The following is a 21,650-nucleotide window of genomic DNA, read 5'->3' on the forward strand; positions in this document are numbered from 1 at the left end:
ATATGAAATTTATATGAAATTATCCAAAGATTGTATTGCTTTTGTTGTCTTTATTTTTCACTCACTCTTAATCTCCCCACCTTTAACCACAAGCCCATTGGAATCTATTATGACTTCAACTCCACCTGCTTTGATTATAACAGAGTCTCCTTTGGTTGTGATAGTAGATTCTCCTACTTGGTGTAGGATTTGGTTTTGTGCCTGATTATATATATCACTCTTAGCTATAGTATGAATAGCATCACTCAATAAGGTGCTATTAACTTCAGCATTTATAGATACAGATTGTGAGGTATGCACATGAATATTATTTTGAGATTTAATCAAGGTCTCACCTTGTGTATCGATTTGCAAATCTTTGTTAGTTTGTATATTATTGTAACCTTGCACAATTTGTGTTGCATTGTCATCAATTGTTTCAATTTTATAGCGTTCAATATGTGTTTGAAATTTCCCCCCAACCTCTACCCTCTTATCCCCTCCTACATATTCACTACTATCATTAGCTACTCTTAGTGTATTACTTGCTCCTACATTTAGAGTATTACTTAATCCTACTATGGTATCTTTAGAGAGTGCTACATTGGTAAGATATTCTGCTCCAACTCTTACATCTTTTAAGCCGAGTATTTCTTGTTTATGATATTTAGTAATAGATTCTGTGTAACTTCCCTTGACTTTAGAATCTTTATTGTTGTGTATGGTTTGAGAGAAATTATTGTTTATAGATTCTCTATAGTCTTTTTGTGCTCTTATATAGATTTCTTCATTATCTTTTATATTTGATAGGGTAAGTTCATTATAACCTTGTTCAATGATATTTGCTGTGTTTGAATGCTCTGTTTGTGATGAATCTGCTTGGTTTAGTGAATCTGATGAGTTTCTTATATTTGTTAAGTTTATTGTTCTACTTGATAAAGAAGTCTTATGGGAATCTAGGGGATTATGTATTAGGCTAGGATTAGTTGTATTATATAAACTTCCAGATATAAATGGCTTATCTATATCATTATCTAAGAAAGAGATTATAACTTCATCTCCAATTCTTGGAGTATGATAGAAGCCAGAAGAGTTGCTTGCAATAGGAGAAGCTACTCTAAGGAATGGAGTGTAAGAGTATCTTTTGTTAGGGCTAGAATGTGTTTGTATAGTATTTGTGTTGGTGGTATCTTTATTGTGTTGTGTTTGGTTGGTTATTGTGATTATGTTTTCTTGATTAGTGTTTGTTTGATTTATGCTATTGTTATTGCTACTTACAATATTGCTACTATTGCTAGTAATTTGATTATTCTGTAAATCATTATTTTGTATATTAGTGTGCATATTACTTTGTGAATCACTATCTTGTGCGTTATCTTTTTGGATTCTTTCTAAGAGGGCATTATCTCTTTTTTCTTGATTTGCATAGATATTCATTCTCACTTTTACTCGACCATATTCATCTGTATAGATTGTGTTGTGTTCTTGCAAAATCGTTTGATTTGCCCTCTCTTGTGTTGGTGCTCTTAGATAACCTTCTCCTATTACAATACCTTGTGTATGCAATGGTGCTTTTGGTTTAGCTTTAGTATCTGGGACATAAAGCATATGAGAAGGCATAAGCTTTAAAGTGTTGCTATAAGATCGCATAAAGCCATTTTGATTTTTAGATGATGATGATATTATAGATTCATTGTCATGAGAGTTACTTATTGCTGTGTGAGCGACATCTCCTTGTGTTGTGCTGTATTGTGTTAAAAGTGCATTATCTATGAGTGTTTGTTCTATGGCCACAACAATAAACTCTTTATGTTTATTAAGCAGAGTGTTATCATTATTTGCATATTTATATTTTTCATAATCTATTTGCAGAAAGTCTGCTAGACCTAAATGATAAATATTGCTTTGTGCCTTTAGGGTTGCATCAAGCATTTGTAATCTTTTTGCTTTGAGATGCAGTGGCTTTCTTGTATCAATAGATTGTGTAAAAGAAGAGCTGCTATCATAAGTATGTGTAAAAGAAGTCAATGTATTATCTGGTTGCCCTGTTTCTTCATCTTGATATGTATAAATCTGAGAAGAAAATATATCAATTGGAGCATTTGCATCATGACTTGAATAAGTAAATAAATTGCTATGTAAGTTTTCTTCTTTAGAAAAGTTATGGATACATTCTTCTTGAAGTGTATTAGCAACTGCATGAGGATTGTAAGCAATATTTTTTGTAGGTTTTGTTGTCAAACTATCACAAAAATAAATAGTATTTGCATCTTCATAAAAGTAAATACCATGGTTATGAGCTACTCTAGTTATAAAATCTAGATCAGATTCATTATATTGAGAAATAATTTCTTTCGTATTATATGTTTGAATGATTTGAGAAAAATCAAGAGTTTTTTCTAAGTATCCTTCATAAAATTTTAAGGTGTGTTTGATAACTTCTATTGGTGTTATATCAGTATAGATTCTATAAGCAGTATTGAGTGATAAGCGAAGAAGCGGTGATTGCAATGTAAGGGTAAAATTATGTCTATAGGTAAGTGTATTTGTGGTATTTTGTTGAAAAGAACCAAGGTATTGCAAATGCGTGATAATGCCTTTATAGGTTGTGGTTTGCATATTTGAGTAAGAACGATCAAAATAAATTATCTTACTATCCTTATTGTGAGGGGAATGAGAAATATTGAGAGTGGCTAAACAATTAAGAAAGTCTTTTGGCTGCAAAGAGATATTTGAATTATGGGAATTTACTTCTAATAAAAGGTTTTTTTGCATAGATTCTATAAAACCATTGCATTCTATACTCAATGGAGTTTCTAGACTTTCTTTAATAGTTGCTTGAGTAAGTGTAAGATTGAGAGATGGTTTAGATTCTTTTGTGTCTTGACTAGAATAATGTTTTTTTAGATTTGAAAAGATGGAGAGTGAGAGATAAGATTGCATAATAACCCTTTGGTAATTAAGAAGTAATATGATTGAAGAGCATAAGAAAAACTCTAATTTTATTTGCGAGATGAATTATTTTTTAAATAGTTTCGTTTTAATAATCCAGTGTAATGCTAATCCCATCTAATCCTAGAGGTTTGATAGAGAAATATTGGCTTGTGTCACTTACTTCTAAGCATTTCTCCAATCATCGCTTCCACTCGTTCCAGCAACAACATGCTCCCAAATGATTTTTCTATAATTTAAAGAAACTTGAAAGAGCTCTGTCTTATCATTATTGTTTTTATCTTGCGCATTAGGCATAACAAGATTAATATCAGTAATAATAGCATCTTCAAGCTTTGTTGTAAAATAATGTTCGGCTCCACCACTCATTGATGTTCTAAACCAATGCACCTCTACATTGTTCAATCTTTCGCCTTTTGTTAAAGCATTGTATAAAAGCGGCACCGCTTTATTTAAAGAGCAAGTGAAAACAAAAGGTTTATGCACTCTTTGACCACTTGGTTGTCCACTTTGAGTATCTGTTGGAACTGTTACAATATGAGATATTTCTTGAGCCATTATCTCATCTTCATGTCCTGATTGATATCTATTACCAATACTTGCTTCAGTAGAAGCTCCACTGGAAATGAGACCTTGAGTAACACCTTCTATCCTAATATAAGCTGGTTGTGCCATACGCATCCTTTGTTAAGGTTTTATAATTCTTGATATTATAATAGGGTTTGGTCAATATGCAGAAAAATACCATAAAATTATAATACTTAAATTGAATCTTAATTTTCCATAGTTATTCTATTTCAAGTATTTATCTCCAAGACATCACCTACTACGCATTTACTATTTTTGTTAAACTTTTACCTATCCCCGATAATTATAACGATAAAGCATTATAAAATTAATTGAAAGATTAAGTCAAAAAAGAGAAGACAGAAAACAAAAAGAACTCTTGGAGAAAAAAGCAATAATTGACATAAAATTACAAACCCACAGAATAAAGCAAGGTCAAATGGAAGTTTAGTAAAAGAAGTTATAATGAATATAAAAAGGTCATACAATGCAAGATCTCAAAAAAGGCTCTTGAGAATCTTAAATAAAAATGCCCAAACTAAAAAAGGCAAATATATTATATATCTCCATTTATAGAGATGAATAACATGTGAGTAAATTTAACGGTAAAGTAATTAAAAATTATCACGCTCATACTACTTTTAATAATCTATATCAAGAAACTAACAAAACTATTTTTAGAGAATTATCAAAAAGTGATTTAATGAAAATCCAAGATATTTTATCAGCAGAGCTTAGAATACAAATAGGGAAGAGAGGTGATAATGAAAAATATCGACACAAATAGTAAAGAGAAAAGGTAGCACAAACTGCTATGAAACATTTTAGCGAAATTCTACCAGAACTTGAAATAAAAGTAAAAAAGATTAGGAACAAAAATGAAAGAGGATAAAGGTTATCAAATGCCAAGCCAAAGAAATACAACAAAGTAAAGAATTTTTACAAAATTTATTGGGTGGAAAAACACAACTATTTCAAAGAATTTAATTAAAAAATATTTCAAAAGTATTTTTTTTGATATTGTGTATAATATTTGTGTATGTAAATTAATATACAAAAAAAGGAGTGGTATGCCATTTATACAACATGGGCTTTTTTTACATTGCTTTCAACATCTTTGATGAGTTTTGTAGGGTGTGCTGATTTATTAAAATTCTCTCAAGATACACGAAAAAAGTGAATCATCCTATTCAAGCATTCACAAATAAGAATAACAATCAAACAGATACTGAAGAAAATAGGCAAATAGATTGCAGTGAATTACCGAGCAAAATTATGACAAGAGAAATTATTACAAGGGATATAGACAGAGAATCTTATCGGAGTCCAATATTAATAGAAATAGAAATAGAAATAGAAAAAAAGCAAAACGAGCACGATATAACATCCATGCTACCACCAATAGAAAATTTGTGCGAGTATTGCCCAAGCTCCCTATGGTTTATAACCAACCACAAGTTGCAATGCTTTTGCAACAAAATGCATTACCTAACATATTCAAAGAAAGATCAGAAAAACCCAATACAAATGTGCGATGGGCAGATATTGGGATTAATAGAGATTAATGAGATAAATACCGAAAATATAAAGGAATGAAATGTTTGCATTAAGTCAACTATCTGTATTAGAGCGAGAGAGGCTTTTTAAAACACTGCGTATAAACATTACTCATCATAGTAATGCTATTGAAGGACTGACACTAAGCTTTGGAGAAACAAAAACATTACTTGAAAGTGGTAAGACGGCAAATAATAAGCCTCTTGATGAGCAACTTGTTGTTTTAGGGTTTGCAAATGCTTATGATGTAATTATAAGAGAGGCAAGTGATAAGAGTAGGATTCTAGAATCTTCATTTATTAAGGATATTCATTATCTTATTTTTGAAAATGCTTTTAAGGTTATGCCGCATTTAGTTGCTAAACCTATTGGTGCATTTAGGACAAATCAGGCAAAGATTATAGGTTTGCAAGTAAAATTAACACTGCCTCACCTTATTGCCCAAGAATTAGAGAATTTGCTTTTTTTATATCCTAGTAATGCTTTAAGTTTAGAACAAATTGCCTATTTTCATATAAGTTTTGAAAAAGTCCATCCATTCTCTGATGGTAATGGGAGGACAGGTAGACTTATTATGACATATCAAGCCATTCAAAATGATTTTATTCCTCCGCTTATTATAAACGAGCAACGAAAAGCATATTTGGAACTTTTAGAACAATGTCAAATGCAAAATGATATTACCGCCTTTACACTATTTTTGCAAGAATGCCAAGCACAGAGTTTAGCATTAATTTCTAGTAAATAAAACTACATGTATAATACATAAAATATACTTTTATTATACATATATAATATTGTATATAGACTATTTATAACTATATTATATATGTGTATTATAGTGTTATATTTATTTTTTATATTGATATTAACTATTTAATATTATTACATTAAGTAAATAATATAAATAGGATTAGTGCATGATTATTTCGATTGTAAATGAAAAAGGCGGGAGCGGTAAAACAACCCTAGCAGTTAATCTTGCTGCACGACTTGCAGAAGATGGAGATAATGTTTTATTAGTGGATGCAGATCCACAAAAATCAACTGAAGTGTTTTCAGATATGAGAGGTCAAGCTAACTTAGAGCCACTTTTTTCTAGTGTTTCAAAAACTGGTATAAGTCTAGGCGATGAGATTAAGCGTATGCGTAGCCATTTTGATAGCATTATAGTGGATACAGGTGGAAGAGATTCTAAGGAGATGAGAAAGGCAATATTGGTATCAGACATTATCATTATCCCCACAATTCCATCACAATATGATGTCAATGTGCTAGATCATATGTTAGAACTTTATGCTGAAGCAAAGGATTTAAACCCTAAGCTACTCTCGCTTATTTTGGTTAATCGTGTTTCACCTAATCCATTTCTTACAAAAGAACTGAGAAATCTTAAAGATTATATTCATGTTACAAAACAAGAAATGTGCTTAGAAGATGTAAAAGTCTGAGATTCTGTTATCTATGAAAGACAGGCTTATCGTAAGGCAGTTATTGAGGGCAAGAGTATAAAAGAGTATTGTGATAATTCTGATAAAGCTTTAATAGATTTTGAGGCATTCTATCAAGAATTACTTACAAACGCAAAAAATATTTTATGTAATATGTATGTAAATTACATTAATATTACTTAGTTATTTAATGTTTAATATATTTAGATTATATTTATAATATATGTATTATATTAATATAGTATAATGTTGTATAAAATGATAAAGAATGACTCCAAAGAGCAATTGTTTATCATTTATGAATAAGGAGAATTATATGGGATTTAAAAAACTAAGCGAACAAGGCAATACTGAGGAAAGTTTTATTAATAGTGCTCGTGGTGAAACAAGCACAAACATCGTTTTAAAAAAGGCAAAAAAGAACAAACCCTTTACAATCAATTTTACAGAAGATGAATTAAATGAAATACGCCTTGAAGCACAAAAGTTAAAAATGAATGTATCGCAATATATGCGATTTAAAATTTTTAATACCTAATAAATTTAAGTATTGCATTGTATCAAATATTAAAATTCTTACCTTTTTATTTTATAGTTCTTGTCATTAAACATAAGGAAAGACGATGGCAAGACCAAAAAAAGATTTATATCAAGGTAGAAGTTTATTTGATTTCATCGAGCAAGACATAAAGCATAATTTTAAAACTTTAGATCAAGGAGAAGTTAATGAACAAGGAAATAACACTCGAGGAAATGAGGTAACAAGTAACACCGCAGAATATATTCACACTTCCAGTAGAATATTGGGAAAAGACAAAGTGGCAAACAAACAAAGAAAAAGTGTTGTTTATGATGGAAATGATGGACTCATGCGAGTTAAAAACACTCGAACAAATAGACACACGGATGCGTATGGAGGACAATCTTTATTCTCTTATGAACAAGGAGAAATGGGAAGAGAGGGAAAACATGATGAAACAGAGATTGCTGGAAGAGAAGAGAAAGGAAGAGGGCTATCCGATACCAGCACAAGAGAATTATACCTATCCAGACGACAAGGACATGGAGAGATTAGAGAGACTATTGCCACAACAAGATTACATAGCAATACTCACAATGAGGTGCGAGAACACTTGGAGGGCGGATCTCTACGACAATTATGGAATGAAGATACTCATTCGGTGGATGTATTATTGAGGGGAATGATGGCAGATTTAGGGATTCACAATCCAGAAATACGCAAAGCCTTATGCGAACAAAGGAATTACGAACTAGAAATACTAGAGAGCAACGAAGCACAGAAGTTGAAGCAAGAGGGTTATTTGGACTTGGATATAGCACAGATGAGGGAAATGAATTATTACAAGTTTATCCTACCGATCATACAGAAATACGCCAAGAATTATCCAAAAGCGTGGAGCAAGAGTCCTTACGAATAGATTTTAGAGCGAATGGAGATCCACACATTGGTTCTCCAAAATCAAGATTCAATAAGAATATAGAGGCAATTACTCTGTTAAAACAATTAGAGTAAGAAGAACGATATGCTACACTAGAAGAACAAAAAGTACTCAATCTTTTTTCAAGTTGAGGCGGAATTCCACAGGCATTTGATATAAATAATAAGGATTGGCAGCAAGAATATGGGCTCTTACAATCAATTCTCAGTAAAGAAGAATATGAAAGAGCTAGAAATGCAACACAAGATGCGTTTATACACCAGAGATCATTATTGGTGCAATCTATAAGGGATTAGAACAACTAGGATTAAATAATACTCCACATACAAAAGAAATCTTTGGGCTCTCAATTGGAATTGGTTCATTTTTATCACATGCACATAAATATGGCAATAATTATGCCTTTAGTGGAATAGAATTAGATGATATTACTTACAGAATAGCAAAGAAACTCTACCCTAATCAAGAAATATTTTTAGGTGGCTTTCAGAATCATGGATTTAATAGAGATTATGATGCTTTTGTTGGTAATCCACCTTATGGTGAAAAGAAGATCGCAGATGAATTGAATGTTAATTTAAATGGATTATTGGTTTGTGATTATTTTGTTGCTAAGTCTATCCAAAATACAAAGCAAGATGGAATTATTGCATCTGTAGTTTCTGATAGATTCCTAGATAAAACGCAAAACCATGTAAGAGAATTAATCGCAAAGGAAGCAAGTTTTTTTGGATGCAATAAGATTGCCAAACAATACTTTTAAGGGTAGAGCAAATACAGGTGTAACAACTGATATAGTGCTCTTTAAAAAAGGTTTTGATGCAACAAGCAACAAAGATTGGATTGAGAGTAAAAGCTATATTCAAAGAGAAGGTAAAGAGTATAACATTAACGAATGTTTGTTAAACCCACAACATATTGCAGGAGATTTAGAACTTGTTACAACTGAACATAAGGATTACAAGATTATATGTACTCCAAATAAAGATAAAGTCTTAACATTACAACTTGATGCTTTCATAAAATCTTTGCCTAAAGATGTCTATCGATATAGAGAAACTACTTATAAGCAAGACATGAAAATAATCCCAAAAGATTCTTTACAATACCAACACATAAAAGATTATTTGGCAACTATAGAAAGTGGTAATTATTTTGTTTTGGAGGATGAAATTTATCAAAAAACCAAATTAGAAACACAAGATAATATTCAAGTAGTTATTTCGCTTATTCCTAATCAAAAAGATAAAACACGCATTGTAAAGATGATTGCCATCAGGGATACTTTAAATTCTTTAATAACTTTAGAAAAGAATAGCCAAGAGAATCAAGTTTTAGATCCGTTAAGACAAAAACTAAATAGACTTTATGATGATTTTGTAAAAACAGAAGGCTATCTTAATAGAGATGTGAATAAGAAAGCCTTTAGGTATGATAGGCATAGCAATAAGATTTTAGCTTTGGAAAAGAATTATAATAAAGGCATTTCAAAAAGTGTGGCTATAAAACATGGTGTAGCACCTATGAATCCTAGTGCAGAAAAATCTGATATTTTTTATAAAAGAACAATAGCCCTATACACAAAGGTTGTTGCTCATGCTCCTAAGGAAGCATTAATTGCAAGTTTAAATGAATTTGGTAATATAGATTTGGACTATATGCAAGAGCTTTTGCAAAAGAGTGTAAATGATATAAATAATTCTTCAAATAAAATTACCCAATACTCAAAAGATTCTATAAAAAATTCATTACTCCATGAGAAACTTATTTTTATTAATCATAATAATCCATCTGAGTATATACTTGCCAATCATTATTTGTCAGGTAATGTTAAGAAAAAATATAAAGAAGTAAAGGCAATTTTAGAGGATATGCAAAGTTCCATGTCAAATGATTTAAGAATGCACTTGGAATCTAATTTAGAAAGTTTAGAACAAATATTGCCTAAGGATTTAAAAGCAACACAGATTAACGCTGAATTTGGTGCAGCGTGGATTCCTATGTCCTATCTATTATGATTTTTTTACACAGATTCTAGAATCCCCAAGAGAAACAATTGTGTTACACTATAATGACAAAACAGGTGAATGGACTTTTAAAATTAATGATGTAATTTCCAATAAAGCACGAACAAATTATGCAACTAATCGTGTATAAGTGTTGCAAAGCTTATAGAACATGCTTTGCAGCGAAAGCCTATTAAAATCTATGATACATACATGAAAAATGATAAAGAGGTAAGAGAATTAATGCAAAAGAAGGCACTCTTGCAAACACAAAAGTTGAACAATTGAAGTTTAATTTTAAAGAATGGATATACAAAGATTATGAACGCAGAAATGCAATAGAAAAGATTTATAACGAAACTTTTAATACTGATGTTACACCATATTATGATGATTCTCATCTACAAAAGAATAATAAGCAGCAAGAAGGCTTTCACGCTTGCTTATTCCAAGATAGAGAATCTAAAAAAGTTAATTGGGAAAGTAGAATGAAAAAATATTTTTGATTCTTATGGGCTTAGGGATTTTTTATTACACGCCACTTTCTTTTTATTTAGAACCGAGTTATTGGAAATTTAGGAAAATGTGTAAAATGAAATATGAATTTTATGAGAAAGGCATAGGCAATGAGAATAATATAGACAACTATAAAAAGCAAAATGGTTATAATAATGTTGCCACTTGGCATTCTGGTAGTATTATCCCACTGTTCACGCTCTTTTGTATGGACTTAAATGGAATGAATTTTATATAAATTGCACTGATTTTTACAACAAATGGGACAAGGATTGGTATAGCAAGGTGCAAAAAGGAGAAATTTATGGAAAATAAGCTATTAATAAATAAAATGAAAAATGCTGCCGAACTCGCTCAAGCTGCCTATGGATATTATGACTTAATAACAAATGATACTAATCAATCATTTATTGTATTAAAAGTAAAGAATCTAAGGAAATAATCCAATGATACACATATTGCTTCTTACCACATTTTCTACCATTCTCTCTTATCTGATACTTAAAAGTATATATACAATCATATTCAAATCAAAGAAAAAGGTTTCAAAGTTTTTAGTCTTTATTGGAGCAGTGGGCTTAATTGTATTTTATTATACACCTTATTCTTTTTATTTAGAGCCTAGTTATTGGCAATTTAGAAATATGTGTAAGATTAATGAACTTCCAAATAACGAGGAAAAATACAACAAGATTCTAAGCTACTTTGATACGGATTTGGATAGGTTGGATTGGGAGGAATTGAATAATAATAACGATAATAAAAGGAAGTGGAAAATTACCAAAGAACACGGGTATTACAGACAAGGAATTTATGAATATGCAACTTTAACAAAAGAAAAGGAAATAAATTCTCGTTTAGGAATGGTAGCGAGTTTTTTAAGCAATGAAGCGGAAATAAATCGTTATAATATTAATCAAATGGCAATTAATATTTCTTGGCGCACTAGACGCTATTTTTTTGAAATAACAAATTTGTTAAGTTACGGTGATATGTGGATAGAAAAAACATTGGCTTGTGTTGATGTGGCAAAAGAAAATATGACACCCAAAGGATTTAAACAATGACAAATAAGCAAATGATTAGCAAACTCAAAGATAACGCTGAATTAGCTCAGGCAGCGTATGGATATTATGATTTAATAGGCAAAAGGTTTGATAAACAGATTTTAAAAGACATAAACAGAGAATCGACTCCCATCATCGCTCAAACTGATATTTTAGATATTACCTATAACAAATATATTGCAGTAAAATTAAATCCACACAAACAAACTGATGAAATAAAAGTAGGCAAATTCAAAGGCGACTTCTCCCCACTCCAATCTAAAAGATTTTTTGAAAAGTATGATTTATTAAAACACTGCCCTAACACAGAATCAGGCTTTTCTGCTACTTTATTTGGAGAAAAAAGAAAACAAAAGGATACAGAATCTAAAGAAATAAAATATACAAATAAAATGGCTATATAAACTACATTCTAGCTATAATAAGCACAGAATCTAAAAAGGTAGTCTAATGATTTATATCTTTCTTTTAATGTCAATTTCTACTATTCTTTCCTATCTTATATTAAAATTTATTTATAGAATCATTTTTAAATCTAAAAAGAAAATCTCTAAGTTTTTAGTTTTTCTTGGAAGTATTGGGTTGATTATATTTTACCATACGCCCTATTCTTACTATTTAGAGCCTAGCTTTTATAAGTTTAAAGAAATATGCCAACTAAACCCAGAGATTTACCAAGCTAATGGTGGTAAGCTTGATGAGGAATATTATAATAAAGTGTTAAAGTATTTTGATACGGATTTGGAGAGTTTAGATTGGGAGTATATTCAGGAGAATTTAAAAGTTAATGATAGAGGAACATATTGGTATGAATTCGAGAAGTATCATAATAGAATATATCAGGATTTTACATTACTTTTTAAAGATAATCAAGCAAGAAGAGATAATATTAAAAATATAATGTTTTATATTAATTGGGATAAAATAAGACCACTCCCAGCAGGTAATGAGGGAACTGGATTTTTTTTTAGGAAGTGTCCCAATAAGTTGCATATATTTTAAAAAAGGGCTAAATAATGAAAAACAAAGAAATGATTAATAGACTAAAAGATAACGCAGAGTTAGCAATGGCAGCTTATGGCTATTTCCACTTAGCAGATTCTAAGTATGATTTTAATAAAGATAGCACAGATAAAGAGAGATTAGAATATTTTAGAGAAAAAATCGCAAAAAATCAAACTGCTATTCCCACTCCCGCAGACATTCTTAATATAGAACACAAATATTTTAAAGACAATAATGGCAAACCGAAAGACTCTTGGTATCATAAACATTTCTTAGGTGGCGACTTCTCCCCACTCCAAGCTAAAAGGTTTTTTGAAAAGTATGATTTATTAGAACATTGCTCCAATACTGAATCAGGCTTTTCTGCTACTTTGTTTGGTGAAAAAAGAAAGCAAACCAACACAGAATCTAAAGCAACACAATACACTAATGACTATGGTTATACAAACTATATCCTAGCCTTTAGAGGCACAGAATTATAATGATAAGGGGTTATATGAGAACTTCTAATAAAATAGCATTACTATATTTTATAGTATGTATAATTGTGGCTGGATTTTTTGCAATACTCGGTTATGGGCTCAATGGAACTGGGTCAGATATGCCTAAAGCTATTGTGCATTTTTGTCTTTATATGATTTGGTTATTAATGCCATATGTTACCATATCTTTAATTATAGAAATAATAAAAAGCTTTAGGGTATGGAAATTGATAAATTTAGTTTTAATGTTATTTTTTACGCTTATATATTATCTCAAATTTTTTTGAGCTTTGGAAAAATAGATGACAAATAGAGAAATAATTAAAAAACTTAGGGATAATGCGGAACTAGCTTGGGCTTCCTATTTTTATTTTGATTTACTAAAAGATTCTAATGGTATCCCTAGAAAGATTTATGAATTAGATTCTAAAGGTAATAAAATTGAGGATACAAGCTATCCAAGAGGATATAAAGAAGTAGCAATTAGCTTGGAACACATAGTAAGCAAAGAATATAGAGGGCAAGAAGCATTGATAAATTTAAAGCAAGATGATACTTGGAAATCAAATTTGCTAAATACACTAGATGAAAAAACCAACTTCGATCAACTTAATGGAGAATTTAACCCACTTCAAGTACAAAACTTTGCAAAACGCTATAAAATTTGTTTTCATCAGCCAAATACAAAATCGGGCTTCTCTGCTACATTGTTTAGTGAAAAAAGAAAACAAAAGGATACAGAATCTAAAGAAATAAAATATACAAATAAAATGGCTATATAAACTACATTCTAGCTATAATAAGCACAGAATCTAAAAAGGTAGCCCAATGATTTATATCTTTCTTTTAATGTCAATTTCTACTATTCTTTCCTATCTTATATTAAAATTTATTTATAGAATCATTTTTAAATCTCAAAAGAAAATCTCTAAGTTTTTAGTTTTTCTTGGAAGTATTATTTTAATTATTTTTTACTATACACCTTATTCATTTTATTTAGAGCCTAGTTTCTGGCAATTTAGGAAAATGTGTAAGTTAAATGAACTGCCTAATGATGAATATAAATACAATAAGATTCTAGGGTATTTTGATTTGAGTTTAGATACATTAGATTGGGAGGAGTTGAATAAAGAAGCACAAATAGCCCATAGCTCACCTATTGTAATTGATTATCGAAGAAAAGTAATCAATTACTCTTCTTCTGCTCCAAAAAATAAGGGTAGATTAGGTTATAATTATGTTTTTTTATACCCACATTCCAAAAAGAAATTTTCTCAACAAAATTTATCCATAATAGGCATTTTAGCTACTTGGCAAACAAGACGCTATTTTTTAGGCGGTAATGAAGGGAGTGGGTTTTATTGGAGTGAGGAAACATTAACATGTGTTGATGTAAATGCAGAAATGCAATACTTAAGGAACAATAATGAGCAATAAGCAACAAATACAAACATTAAGAGATAATGCTGAATTAGCTCAAGCTGCCTATGGATATTTTCATCTAATAGGGAAGAAAATTGAGAATGATAGAGAAAAATATGGTGATAAAGCTGACAAACCCATAACCCTCCATGATATCTTAGACTTAACTTACAAAGACTATAAAGTCAAAGATACTGGCTTAATATTTGACGATAAACTCAAAGGCGATTTTGCCCCCACACAAGCAAAAAGATTTTTTGAACGCTATGATTTACTTATCCATCAGCCTAATACAGAATCTGGCTTTTCTGCTACTTTATTTGGAGAAAAAAGAAAACAAAAGAATACAGAATCTAAAGGAGTTATATAATGAAAAAATTTCTAAACTTTATAATACTATCTAGTGTTGCTTTGTTGTTTAATGGTTGTATTAGTGGTTGGGGGTGGCTTGTGCCATATAACTTGCAACCAAGTTATCATAAGTTTAAAAAAATGTGTAAGCTTAATGAATTGCCTAATAATGAGGAGAAGTACAATAAGATACTAAGGTATTTTGATACAAGTTTAGATACACTAGATTGGGAGGAGTTGAATAAGAAAACTTGGAAAATTTCAGAAGATAGTGGGGATTATAAAAAAGGAGTATTTGAATATGCAACTTTATCAAGAGAGAAAGAAATAAATTTTCGTTTGGGAATAATAGCAGCCTTTTATAGTAATCAATCCCCAATCACTAGACACAACACTAATGTAATGGCAATTGATGGCACTTGGCATACAAGACGCTATCATTTGGAGCAAGAATCTATGACCAGTTATCACTTTTATTGGGATGAAGAAACCTTATCATGTGTTGATGTAAATGCAGACAATATGACACCAAAAGGAGCAAATAATGAATAATAAACAACAAATACAAAAACTAAGAGATAATGCAGAGTTAGCACAAGCTAGTTATGGATATTTTCATTTAATAGGCAAGAAAATCAAAAATGAGAAAAAATATGGTGATAAAAAAAATAAACCCATCACCCAAACCGACATCCTAGACTTAACTTACAATAAATACATCGCAGTAAAATCAAATCCATATAAACTAGATGATGAAATAAAAGTAGGCAAACTCAAAGGCGACATGACTCCCACCCAAGCCAAAAGATTCTTTTCTCGCTATGATTTGCTCGTTCATCAGCCAAATACTGAAAGTGGCTTTTCTGCTACTTTATTTGGTGAAAAAAGAAAACAAAGGAATACAGAATCTAAAGGAGTTATATAATGAAAAAATTTCTAAACTTTATAATATTATCTAGTGTTGCTTTATTTTTTAATGGCTGTGGTTGGGGGTGGCTTGTGCCTTATTCTTTTCAGCCCAGTTATCATAAGTTTAAGAAAATGTGCAGAATGCAATATGATTTTTATGAGAAAGGTATAGGCAATGAAGAAAGTATAAATAACTATAAAAATAAAAATGGTTTCAATAATATTAACACTTGGTACTCTGGCAGATATTACCTAAGTGCCTCTGATTTTTCTCGTGGAAAGCTTAAGTGGGACGAGTTTTATATAAATTGCACTGATTTTTATAACAAATGGGATAAGAATTAATATAATAAAAATACAAAGAGGAGAAATCTATGAAAAATAAGCTATTAATCAATAAAATCAAAAATGCTGCAGAATTAGCAATGGCTGCTTATGGATATTATGATTTAATGACAAATAGCGATAATCAGTTATTTATAGAAATACAAAACAAGAAAAATGAAGATTTCATCAAAAAAGATATTACTCTTATTGATATTATGGATAACACATTTGCAGATTATAAGGTATATAAACCACAACTATCGCCAAAATTTAAACCTGATAAAGTAGGCATACTCAAAGGTGATATGTCTCCCACTCAAGCAAAAAGATTCTTTGATAAATATGATTTACTAGATTTCTATCCTAAGTTTGATAACAAAAACAATAAACAGCAAAAGGGTTTTCACGCTTGTTTCAAAATAAAAAAGTTTAATAGTTAAGGGAAGTTAAAATGAAAAAAATATTTTATGGATTCTTGATTCTTATGGGCTTAGGGATATTTTACTATACGCCTTATTCTTTTTATTTAGAGCCTAGTTTCTGGCAATTTAGAAAAATGTGTAAGCTTAATGAATTACCTAATACTGAAGAGAAGTATAATAAGATTCTAAGGTATTTTGATACAGATTTGGAGAGTTTGGATTGGGAGGAGTTGAATGGGAGAGCATTAAAATTAACTAAGGGCTTCAATTTGGATTATATTGAAGGTAGATTGGAATATAGAGTAAAGGTTGCAACAATTCAAAAGAGACGTTACGATATTTCGGTTGATTTATATACTAATACTAACAATAAAGGATTCTCAAAGGAAGCCATAACTCATATTGAAACATATGGTAGCTGGAAAACAAGACGCTATTTTTTGGAGCGAAAGTATATGACAGATTTTCCATTTCAAGCAGAATGGACAGAAAGAGATATTTCTTGTACAAGCATCAAGAAGTTTAATTAATGGAGAGTAATAAATGAAAAATAAAGATACAATCAACAGAATTAAAAATGCTGCTGAACTAGCTTGGGCGGCATATGGATATTTTGATTTGATAGGTAAGAAGTTTGCACACAAAAAGGAATATGGGAATAGAACAAATACAAAAATAACTCTCCACGACATTTTAGATTCTACTTATGTTAACTACGAAACACACGATAGCACATTTACTAATACCCTTAAACTCAAGGGCGACATGACTCCCACTCAAGTAAAAAACTTTTTTGAAAAATATGAACTTTTAGATTACTATCCAAAATTTGATACAAAAAATAATAGACAAAAAGAAGGTTTCCACGCTTGTTTATTTCAAGATAAAGAATCTAAAGAATATACTTTAGCCATACGAGGAAGCTTTGATTCTGCTGATTACACAACAGACTTTATGAATCTCCTTAAAGATTCTACTATACCTTTTGAATATCTCCATGCAATGATACTTTTTTATGAATCTTGTGCTAAACAATATCCAGAGATTACTAAGCCTAAAAGCTTAAATATAGTAGGACACTCTCTAGGTGGTTGTTTGGCTCAAATATTTGCCCTCTGTTTTGCTAAGAATCCTGATGTTTTGGCTACTGAATTCAATCAAGATTCTATCATTAATGAAGTGTATACCTTTAATGCACCTGGTGCGAAGAATCTAAAACCGCATATCATGCTAGATTCTAAGCAAATCTATGAAGTTGATGAAAGTATTATTAAGGCTTCTAATCCAGCCCAGGCAATGTTTGCTAAAATTACAAAAGGAGACCCCAATGCAAACACAGAATGGTGGGAAACTCTAGCAAATACACTAACTCAGCAACAAAATATCTCACTAGCATTTCAAATCTATTTTTCTAAGATACCTAGTAGTGAGCTAAAACCACATAAGATATTTTTACATAGTTATATTGTTAATGCAGGTATGGCTCACGCGATACTTTATCAAGTCTATCCTATAAGCGATATTTTTCTGCTTGCCTATCAAACCCTAACCCACAACTACAACAATAGAAATAAAGAGAGCTATAAACTAAGCGTAAGCGATAGAGTATATCACATAGAAACAGATAACGATAACAATACAGAAAATAATCAATGGCAAGATGAGCTTATACAGAATCTAGGTAAAGATATAGAAGGCAAACACTATTATCTTAATATTGGAATAGATATAAAGGGCATGGATAGCCACTCTATCAAAAGCTCTGTGATTATATTGTATTTCTATGAATATCTCTTAGACTTGGAGACAAATAGAGAAAAGCTCTCAAATCGTATTAAGGAGTTAGAATCTAATCCTAAATATCCTACTACCTTAAATCACATAGGATACAAGGCTGCTAAAAACAAAGGTAAATATCAACTCATTACTGCTTTACTTAATGACTTTATGCAATGGAATTACAATTCCCTAAGGGAAGTGAATGAAGTAGTCTTGAGTGAAGTTAAAAACAAATACAAAGAGCAAAAAAAGAACGATAAAAATACATCAAATCCGCCAAAAAAGATATTTCCTCTTGTATATCTTTTAAATGAGGTGAGTTATATAGCAAGATTTAAAAATAGCAAGGACATAGAGGAATTTAACATATATAAGATGATAGATTTAATCACGCAACTACAAGAAGCAAAAATTTATATAAGAATTCTAGATAAAAAATTCTTTGATGAATTAGAAAACAAGCAATGCAGTGTAGCAGAATTACGAAGTGTGCTAAAATGTCAGCCCTTTATGGTAGTTGATGAAAACAACAAAGAAATACTTAATGAAAGCAATAGAGCAGAAATCTTTTACTATAAAACCTTTAATAATCTAGTCTCGCAAATTTTGCAATCTTATAAAACTGCCTAAGGAATCTACAATAATGAATGAATATCAAAAAGCCTATATCGCATTGAGCAGAGAGCTACTTTTTTCATCAAGTCCTTTGGTTATCACACCAAAGAATCCTTACAAGACCACCAAAAGTCTCTATAGTTCTTTAGAATGCAAAATATTTTTTGATAAAGAAAAAGATGTAATCTATATTTTTACTTATAATGGGGATGTGTTTGATTGCAAGGATTTATTACAAGATATAAATAATCTTACCAACCAGAACAAACAGGATTTACAAAATTACAATATCTCGATTTTTTTAGAATCTACCCTCCTCACAGGTGGTAATGAATCTAAGAGTTTAGGTTATGAATGCTTCTTTGGCACATTAGTTTCTAAAGATAGTCTAGGCTTAGATGAATCTAAACCCATCTATCACTTAATCAATGAAACAGATTCTAACTCTATAGAATCTACAAGCAATAATAGAGATTCTAATAATTCCCTAAGCACCCTCCAAGTATTTTTAGGTAGCAATACCCTAACCCTCCTAAACTACTCCCTCCTAGATTCTAGCCTTAACATCAAATTAGAATGTAACTCTAAAGAATCTAAAGAAATACTAGAAAAAGAACAAACACAAAGAGAGCAGACACAAAAAGAATCCACCCCCATAGATTCTACAACAAGCACTGCTATGCTTCACCCAATACTAGAGGATAATGAGATTAAATGTCCTCATAATGGAGCAGTAAAGCTAAAGAGTAATATATGTTACAATATATTCGGATTAGAGAGTTAGGAGATTTTAAAATGTTTTTGTATAAAAAATGCGAAGTATGTGGGAATAAAATTAATAAATTACAGAGTATTTGGAATCTGTATCTTATCGGCTATGGTCGTGTTTTGTATTGTAAGAACTGTAATGCAAAATATAAGGTTAGTCAGTTTATTTCCTTTCTTTATATGATGCTTGCGGATTTTATGCCTATACTATTATTTTTTTTAACAATGTTAAATTTTTTTGAAAAACTTGGCTTTAGTAGTAATGTCGGACTTCTTTTCTCAATCATTGTATATAATGTTTTTAAGTTATGTATTTTAGCTATTATGCCATTACATAAAGTTAAGGAATAAATTATGTCAGAGAAGAATTTTATTGTAAAGCATATTGATGATTTAGCCGATGGTGTTTGGGATTCTGTGGTGGGTACTGCGTATGGTTTCTCTGAATTTTTATACAAAGTTTCTGGGTTAAAAGATTTTATTTTTGATAGTGAGGATAAAGAGCAACAGGAGGCTATTGAGGAATTTAAGGTATTTGTCGATTCAATAAAACTTATAAAAGATAACTCTACCATTAGAGATATGGTTGTTAATCAAATAATCCAAGACGCAAAGGAGCGACCATTGTATTATCTTGGTTCTTTGATTGGACCTTCAGCAATCGCCTCTCTTATTAAGAATACTGGGGCTAAAGTCGCATACTCTGGTGGAGTGTTTGTTCAAAAGGGCTTTAATGCTTCAAATAAATATATTTATCCCAATTACAAAACCCTCCAAAACAATATCTGCTCACTATATAGCAATGATAAAAACTATACTAATCTCTTTAACCAAGATATGATACTATGTAGCTTTTTACAAAATGAAAATCAAGAATCTAAAACACAATCTCTACAACAAGAAATGCAAAGGCTCTACCATAATATCCAAAAAACTAACACAGAATTTAATGCGTATAAGCCTATTCCTATTGTTTCATTTACAAATCCAAAGGTAGCATATATTCAAAAAATAAATCCTAACGATATACAATCTCTCACACCAAATTCTCCCCTACACCTCCTTAAAGCCCTCTTTTTCTGTGAGGATTATATACTTTTAGATTCTAATAAAGAGCCGTTATTAAAAGAATCAAATTGGAGAGAATTTTATAACTACAAATCCGACTTTTATACTATCTTTATTGCTGACAAACAAACCCTAACCCAAGACTACCTCAATACAAGAAAATCCCTCTATAAAGCCATAATGCAAATAAGAAAAGAACAACAAGATAAAGAAATACAAGAGTTACAAAGAAGTCAACAAGAGCTAGAGCAGCAATTACAAGGATTAGATTCTAAAGTAAGAGAATCTAAATTGCAAGAATTACAAAGAAAGCAAGAAAGAGAATTAAGAGAGAAGCAAAGGCAAAAAGAGAGACAAGAACAACGACAAGCAAGATTCTCTAAGAATCTAGCAAATACCTATAATACAAGCACTACACAGAATCTAACCATAAACAATAATGCTTATATCACAAAAGATTCGTATCTTGTATTAGAATCTAATGACACAAAAATCATATTCCTAGATTCTCTAAAACATACTTATACTCATTCTAAAGCTTATGCCAATACCTGACAACACACCCATTAGTTTTTCTAATCTCATATTGCAATACAATAATAAAGTAACTATCTTTGCCAAAGACAATAGCATTATAGATTCTAAACAAATAGAACAAGACTTTGGTATAGATGTGAGCAATATGCCCTGCGATGTGTATTTTTACTCCTTACTGCTTAGAGGTGGTAAAGAGGATATAGACAATCCTAGATTTTTCTATGGAGAAAAGGGAGAGGTATATATGAGTGATGAGAGTGATAATATAGAAATCTTTTATAATAATGCAAGAGTATCTATGACAAACTACTATTATCACGCATATAGCTAATGTATAAAAGAATCAAGGGAATACACAATGAATCTAAGAGAATGCAAGAAAAGATTCTAATCATACATAAATACATAAA

26 protein-coding genes and 1 pseudogene are annotated in these 21,650 nt (G+C 30.5%); 25 read left to right on the forward strand and 2 right to left on the reverse strand.

Features of this window, described 5'->3' with window-relative positions; genetic code table 11:
* Nucleotides 1–57: 57 nt before the first annotated feature.
* Together XJ32_RS02675 and XJ32_RS02680 are read right to left on the reverse strand one after the other, a co-directional pair.
* Nucleotides 58–2,922, reverse strand: a complete 2,865-nt coding sequence (locus XJ32_RS02675; protein ID WP_077388275.1) for a type VI secretion system Vgr family protein — start codon at nt 2,920–2,922, stop codon at nt 58–60.
* Between the two features lie 174 nt (nt 2,923–3,096).
* A complete protein-coding gene (locus tag XJ32_RS02680; protein WP_004084744.1) occupies nt 3,097–3,606 on the reverse strand; it encodes an Hcp family type VI secretion system effector in 510 nt (169 codons plus the stop codon).
* 1,489 nt (nt 3,607–5,095) lie between these two features.
* Here XJ32_RS02680 and XJ32_RS02695 point away from each other — a divergent pair.
* The 25 genes and pseudogenes from XJ32_RS02695 to XJ32_RS12645 all read left to right on the forward strand — a co-directional run bounded on the left by XJ32_RS02695 (nt 5,096) and on the right by XJ32_RS12645 (nt 21,571).
* Nucleotides 5,096–5,803, forward strand: coding sequence for a Fic family protein (locus XJ32_RS02695; protein ID WP_077388276.1), 708 nt, complete (start codon nt 5,096–5,098; stop codon nt 5,801–5,803).
* A gap of 172 nt (nt 5,804–5,975) precedes the next feature.
* A pseudogene (locus tag XJ32_RS02700) lies at nt 5,976–6,689 on the forward strand (AAA family ATPase).
* 133 nt (nt 6,690–6,822) lie between these two features.
* Nucleotides 6,823–7,044, forward strand: a complete 222-nt coding sequence (locus XJ32_RS02705) for a plasmid mobilization protein (protein WP_004084737.1) — start codon at nt 6,823–6,825, stop codon at nt 7,042–7,044.
* A gap of 85 nt (nt 7,045–7,129) precedes the next feature.
* Entirely contained in the window at nt 7,130–7,945 is an 816-nt protein-coding gene (locus XJ32_RS02710) for a hypothetical protein (protein ID WP_051355118.1), read from the forward strand.
* Between the two features lie 490 nt (nt 7,946–8,435).
* Nucleotides 8,436–8,729, forward strand: a complete 294-nt coding sequence (locus XJ32_RS13400; RefSeq protein WP_437339627.1) for an Eco57I restriction-modification methylase domain-containing protein — start codon at nt 8,436–8,438, stop codon at nt 8,727–8,729.
* Nucleotides 8,695–9,984 (forward strand): winged helix domain-containing protein, encoded by a 1,290-nt coding sequence (locus XJ32_RS02715; protein ID WP_077388277.1) that lies wholly within the window; start codon nt 8,695–8,697, stop codon nt 9,982–9,984. Before XJ32_RS13400 ends, XJ32_RS02715 begins: the two co-directional genes overlap by 35 nt.
* 272 nt (nt 9,985–10,256) lie before the next feature.
* Nucleotides 10,257–10,478 carry a hypothetical protein gene (locus XJ32_RS02720; protein WP_077388278.1) on the forward strand — a complete coding sequence of 74 codons (222 nt, stop codon included), beginning with the start codon at nt 10,257–10,259 and terminating at the stop codon, nt 10,476–10,478.
* A gap of 314 nt (nt 10,479–10,792) precedes the next feature.
* The gene (locus XJ32_RS11710) at nt 10,793–10,930 is read left to right on the forward strand and encodes a hypothetical protein (protein ID WP_155761436.1); all 138 of its coding nucleotides are present in this window, start codon (nt 10,793–10,795) and stop codon (nt 10,928–10,930) included.
* A 4-nt stretch (nt 10,931–10,934) separates the two neighbouring features.
* Nucleotides 10,935–11,555: a hypothetical protein gene (locus XJ32_RS02730; RefSeq protein WP_077388279.1), complete on the forward strand. Its 621-nt coding sequence runs from the start codon at nt 10,935–10,937 to the stop codon at nt 11,553–11,555.
* Nucleotides 11,552–11,959, forward strand: a complete 408-nt coding sequence (locus XJ32_RS02735) for a hypothetical protein (RefSeq protein ID WP_077388280.1) — start codon at nt 11,552–11,554, stop codon at nt 11,957–11,959. Before XJ32_RS02730 ends, XJ32_RS02735 begins: the two co-directional genes overlap by 4 nt.
* Nucleotides 11,960–12,005: 46 nt before the next feature.
* Nucleotides 12,006–12,557, forward strand: a complete 552-nt coding sequence (locus XJ32_RS02740) for a hypothetical protein (protein ID WP_254422440.1) — start codon at nt 12,006–12,008, stop codon at nt 12,555–12,557.
* A gap of 14 nt (nt 12,558–12,571) precedes the next feature.
* A complete protein-coding gene (locus tag XJ32_RS02745) occupies nt 12,572–13,042 on the forward strand; it encodes a hypothetical protein (protein ID WP_155761437.1) in 471 nt (156 codons plus the stop codon).
* A 302-nt stretch (nt 13,043–13,344) separates the two neighbouring features.
* Nucleotides 13,345–13,824, forward strand: a complete 480-nt coding sequence (locus XJ32_RS02755) for a hypothetical protein (RefSeq protein WP_155761438.1) — start codon at nt 13,345–13,347, stop codon at nt 13,822–13,824.
* Nucleotides 13,825–13,870: 46 nt separating this feature from the next.
* The gene (locus XJ32_RS02760) at nt 13,871–14,479 is read left to right on the forward strand and encodes a hypothetical protein (protein ID WP_077388281.1); all 609 of its coding nucleotides are present in this window, start codon (nt 13,871–13,873) and stop codon (nt 14,477–14,479) included.
* Nucleotides 14,469–14,834: a hypothetical protein gene (locus XJ32_RS02765; protein WP_077388282.1), complete on the forward strand. Its 366-nt coding sequence runs from the start codon at nt 14,469–14,471 to the stop codon at nt 14,832–14,834. Before XJ32_RS02760 ends, XJ32_RS02765 begins: the two co-directional genes overlap by 11 nt.
* Nucleotides 14,834–15,367, forward strand: coding sequence for a hypothetical protein (locus tag XJ32_RS02770; protein WP_077388283.1), 534 nt, complete (start codon nt 14,834–14,836; stop codon nt 15,365–15,367). Before XJ32_RS02765 ends, XJ32_RS02770 begins: the two co-directional genes overlap by 1 nt.
* Nucleotides 15,360–15,740, forward strand: coding sequence for a hypothetical protein (locus XJ32_RS02775; protein WP_077388284.1), 381 nt, complete (start codon nt 15,360–15,362; stop codon nt 15,738–15,740). Before XJ32_RS02770 ends, XJ32_RS02775 begins: the two co-directional genes overlap by 8 nt.
* Complete coding sequence (locus XJ32_RS02780) at nt 15,740–16,069, forward strand: hypothetical protein (RefSeq protein WP_077388285.1); 330 nt, start codon at nt 15,740–15,742, stop codon at nt 16,067–16,069. The genes XJ32_RS02775 and XJ32_RS02780 overlap by 1 nt, the downstream gene beginning before the upstream one ends.
* 29 nt (nt 16,070–16,098) lie before the next feature.
* On the forward strand, nt 16,099–16,491 hold the full coding sequence (locus tag XJ32_RS02785) for a hypothetical protein (protein WP_077388286.1): 393 nt from the start codon (nt 16,099–16,101) through the stop codon (nt 16,489–16,491).
* Between the two features lie 11 nt (nt 16,492–16,502).
* Nucleotides 16,503–17,003, forward strand: coding sequence for a hypothetical protein (locus XJ32_RS02790; protein WP_077388287.1), 501 nt, complete (start codon nt 16,503–16,505; stop codon nt 17,001–17,003).
* A gap of 13 nt (nt 17,004–17,016) precedes the next feature.
* The gene (locus tag XJ32_RS02795) at nt 17,017–18,882 is read left to right on the forward strand and encodes a lipase family protein (RefSeq protein ID WP_077388288.1); all 1,866 of its coding nucleotides are present in this window, start codon (nt 17,017–17,019) and stop codon (nt 18,880–18,882) included.
* Nucleotides 18,883–18,895: 13 nt separating this feature from the next.
* Entirely contained in the window at nt 18,896–19,651 is a 756-nt protein-coding gene (locus tag XJ32_RS12640) for a hypothetical protein (RefSeq protein ID WP_254422441.1), read from the forward strand.
* The gene (locus XJ32_RS02805) at nt 19,621–19,986 is read left to right on the forward strand and encodes a hypothetical protein (protein WP_077388289.1); all 366 of its coding nucleotides are present in this window, start codon (nt 19,621–19,623) and stop codon (nt 19,984–19,986) included. Before XJ32_RS12640 ends, XJ32_RS02805 begins: the two co-directional genes overlap by 31 nt.
* Before the next feature lie 3 nt (nt 19,987–19,989).
* A complete protein-coding gene (locus XJ32_RS02810; protein WP_254422442.1) occupies nt 19,990–21,258 on the forward strand; it encodes a DUF4670 domain-containing protein in 1,269 nt (422 codons plus the stop codon).
* Complete coding sequence (locus XJ32_RS12645) at nt 21,245–21,571, forward strand: hypothetical protein (protein WP_254422443.1); 327 nt, start codon at nt 21,245–21,247, stop codon at nt 21,569–21,571. Before XJ32_RS02810 ends, XJ32_RS12645 begins: the two co-directional genes overlap by 14 nt.
* Nucleotides 21,572–21,650 lie beyond the last annotated feature (79 nt).

Origin of the sequence: Helicobacter bilis (assembly GCF_001999985.1) — a bacterium.
GTDB lineage: Bacteria > Campylobacterota > Campylobacteria > Campylobacterales > Helicobacteraceae > Helicobacter_A > Helicobacter_A rappini.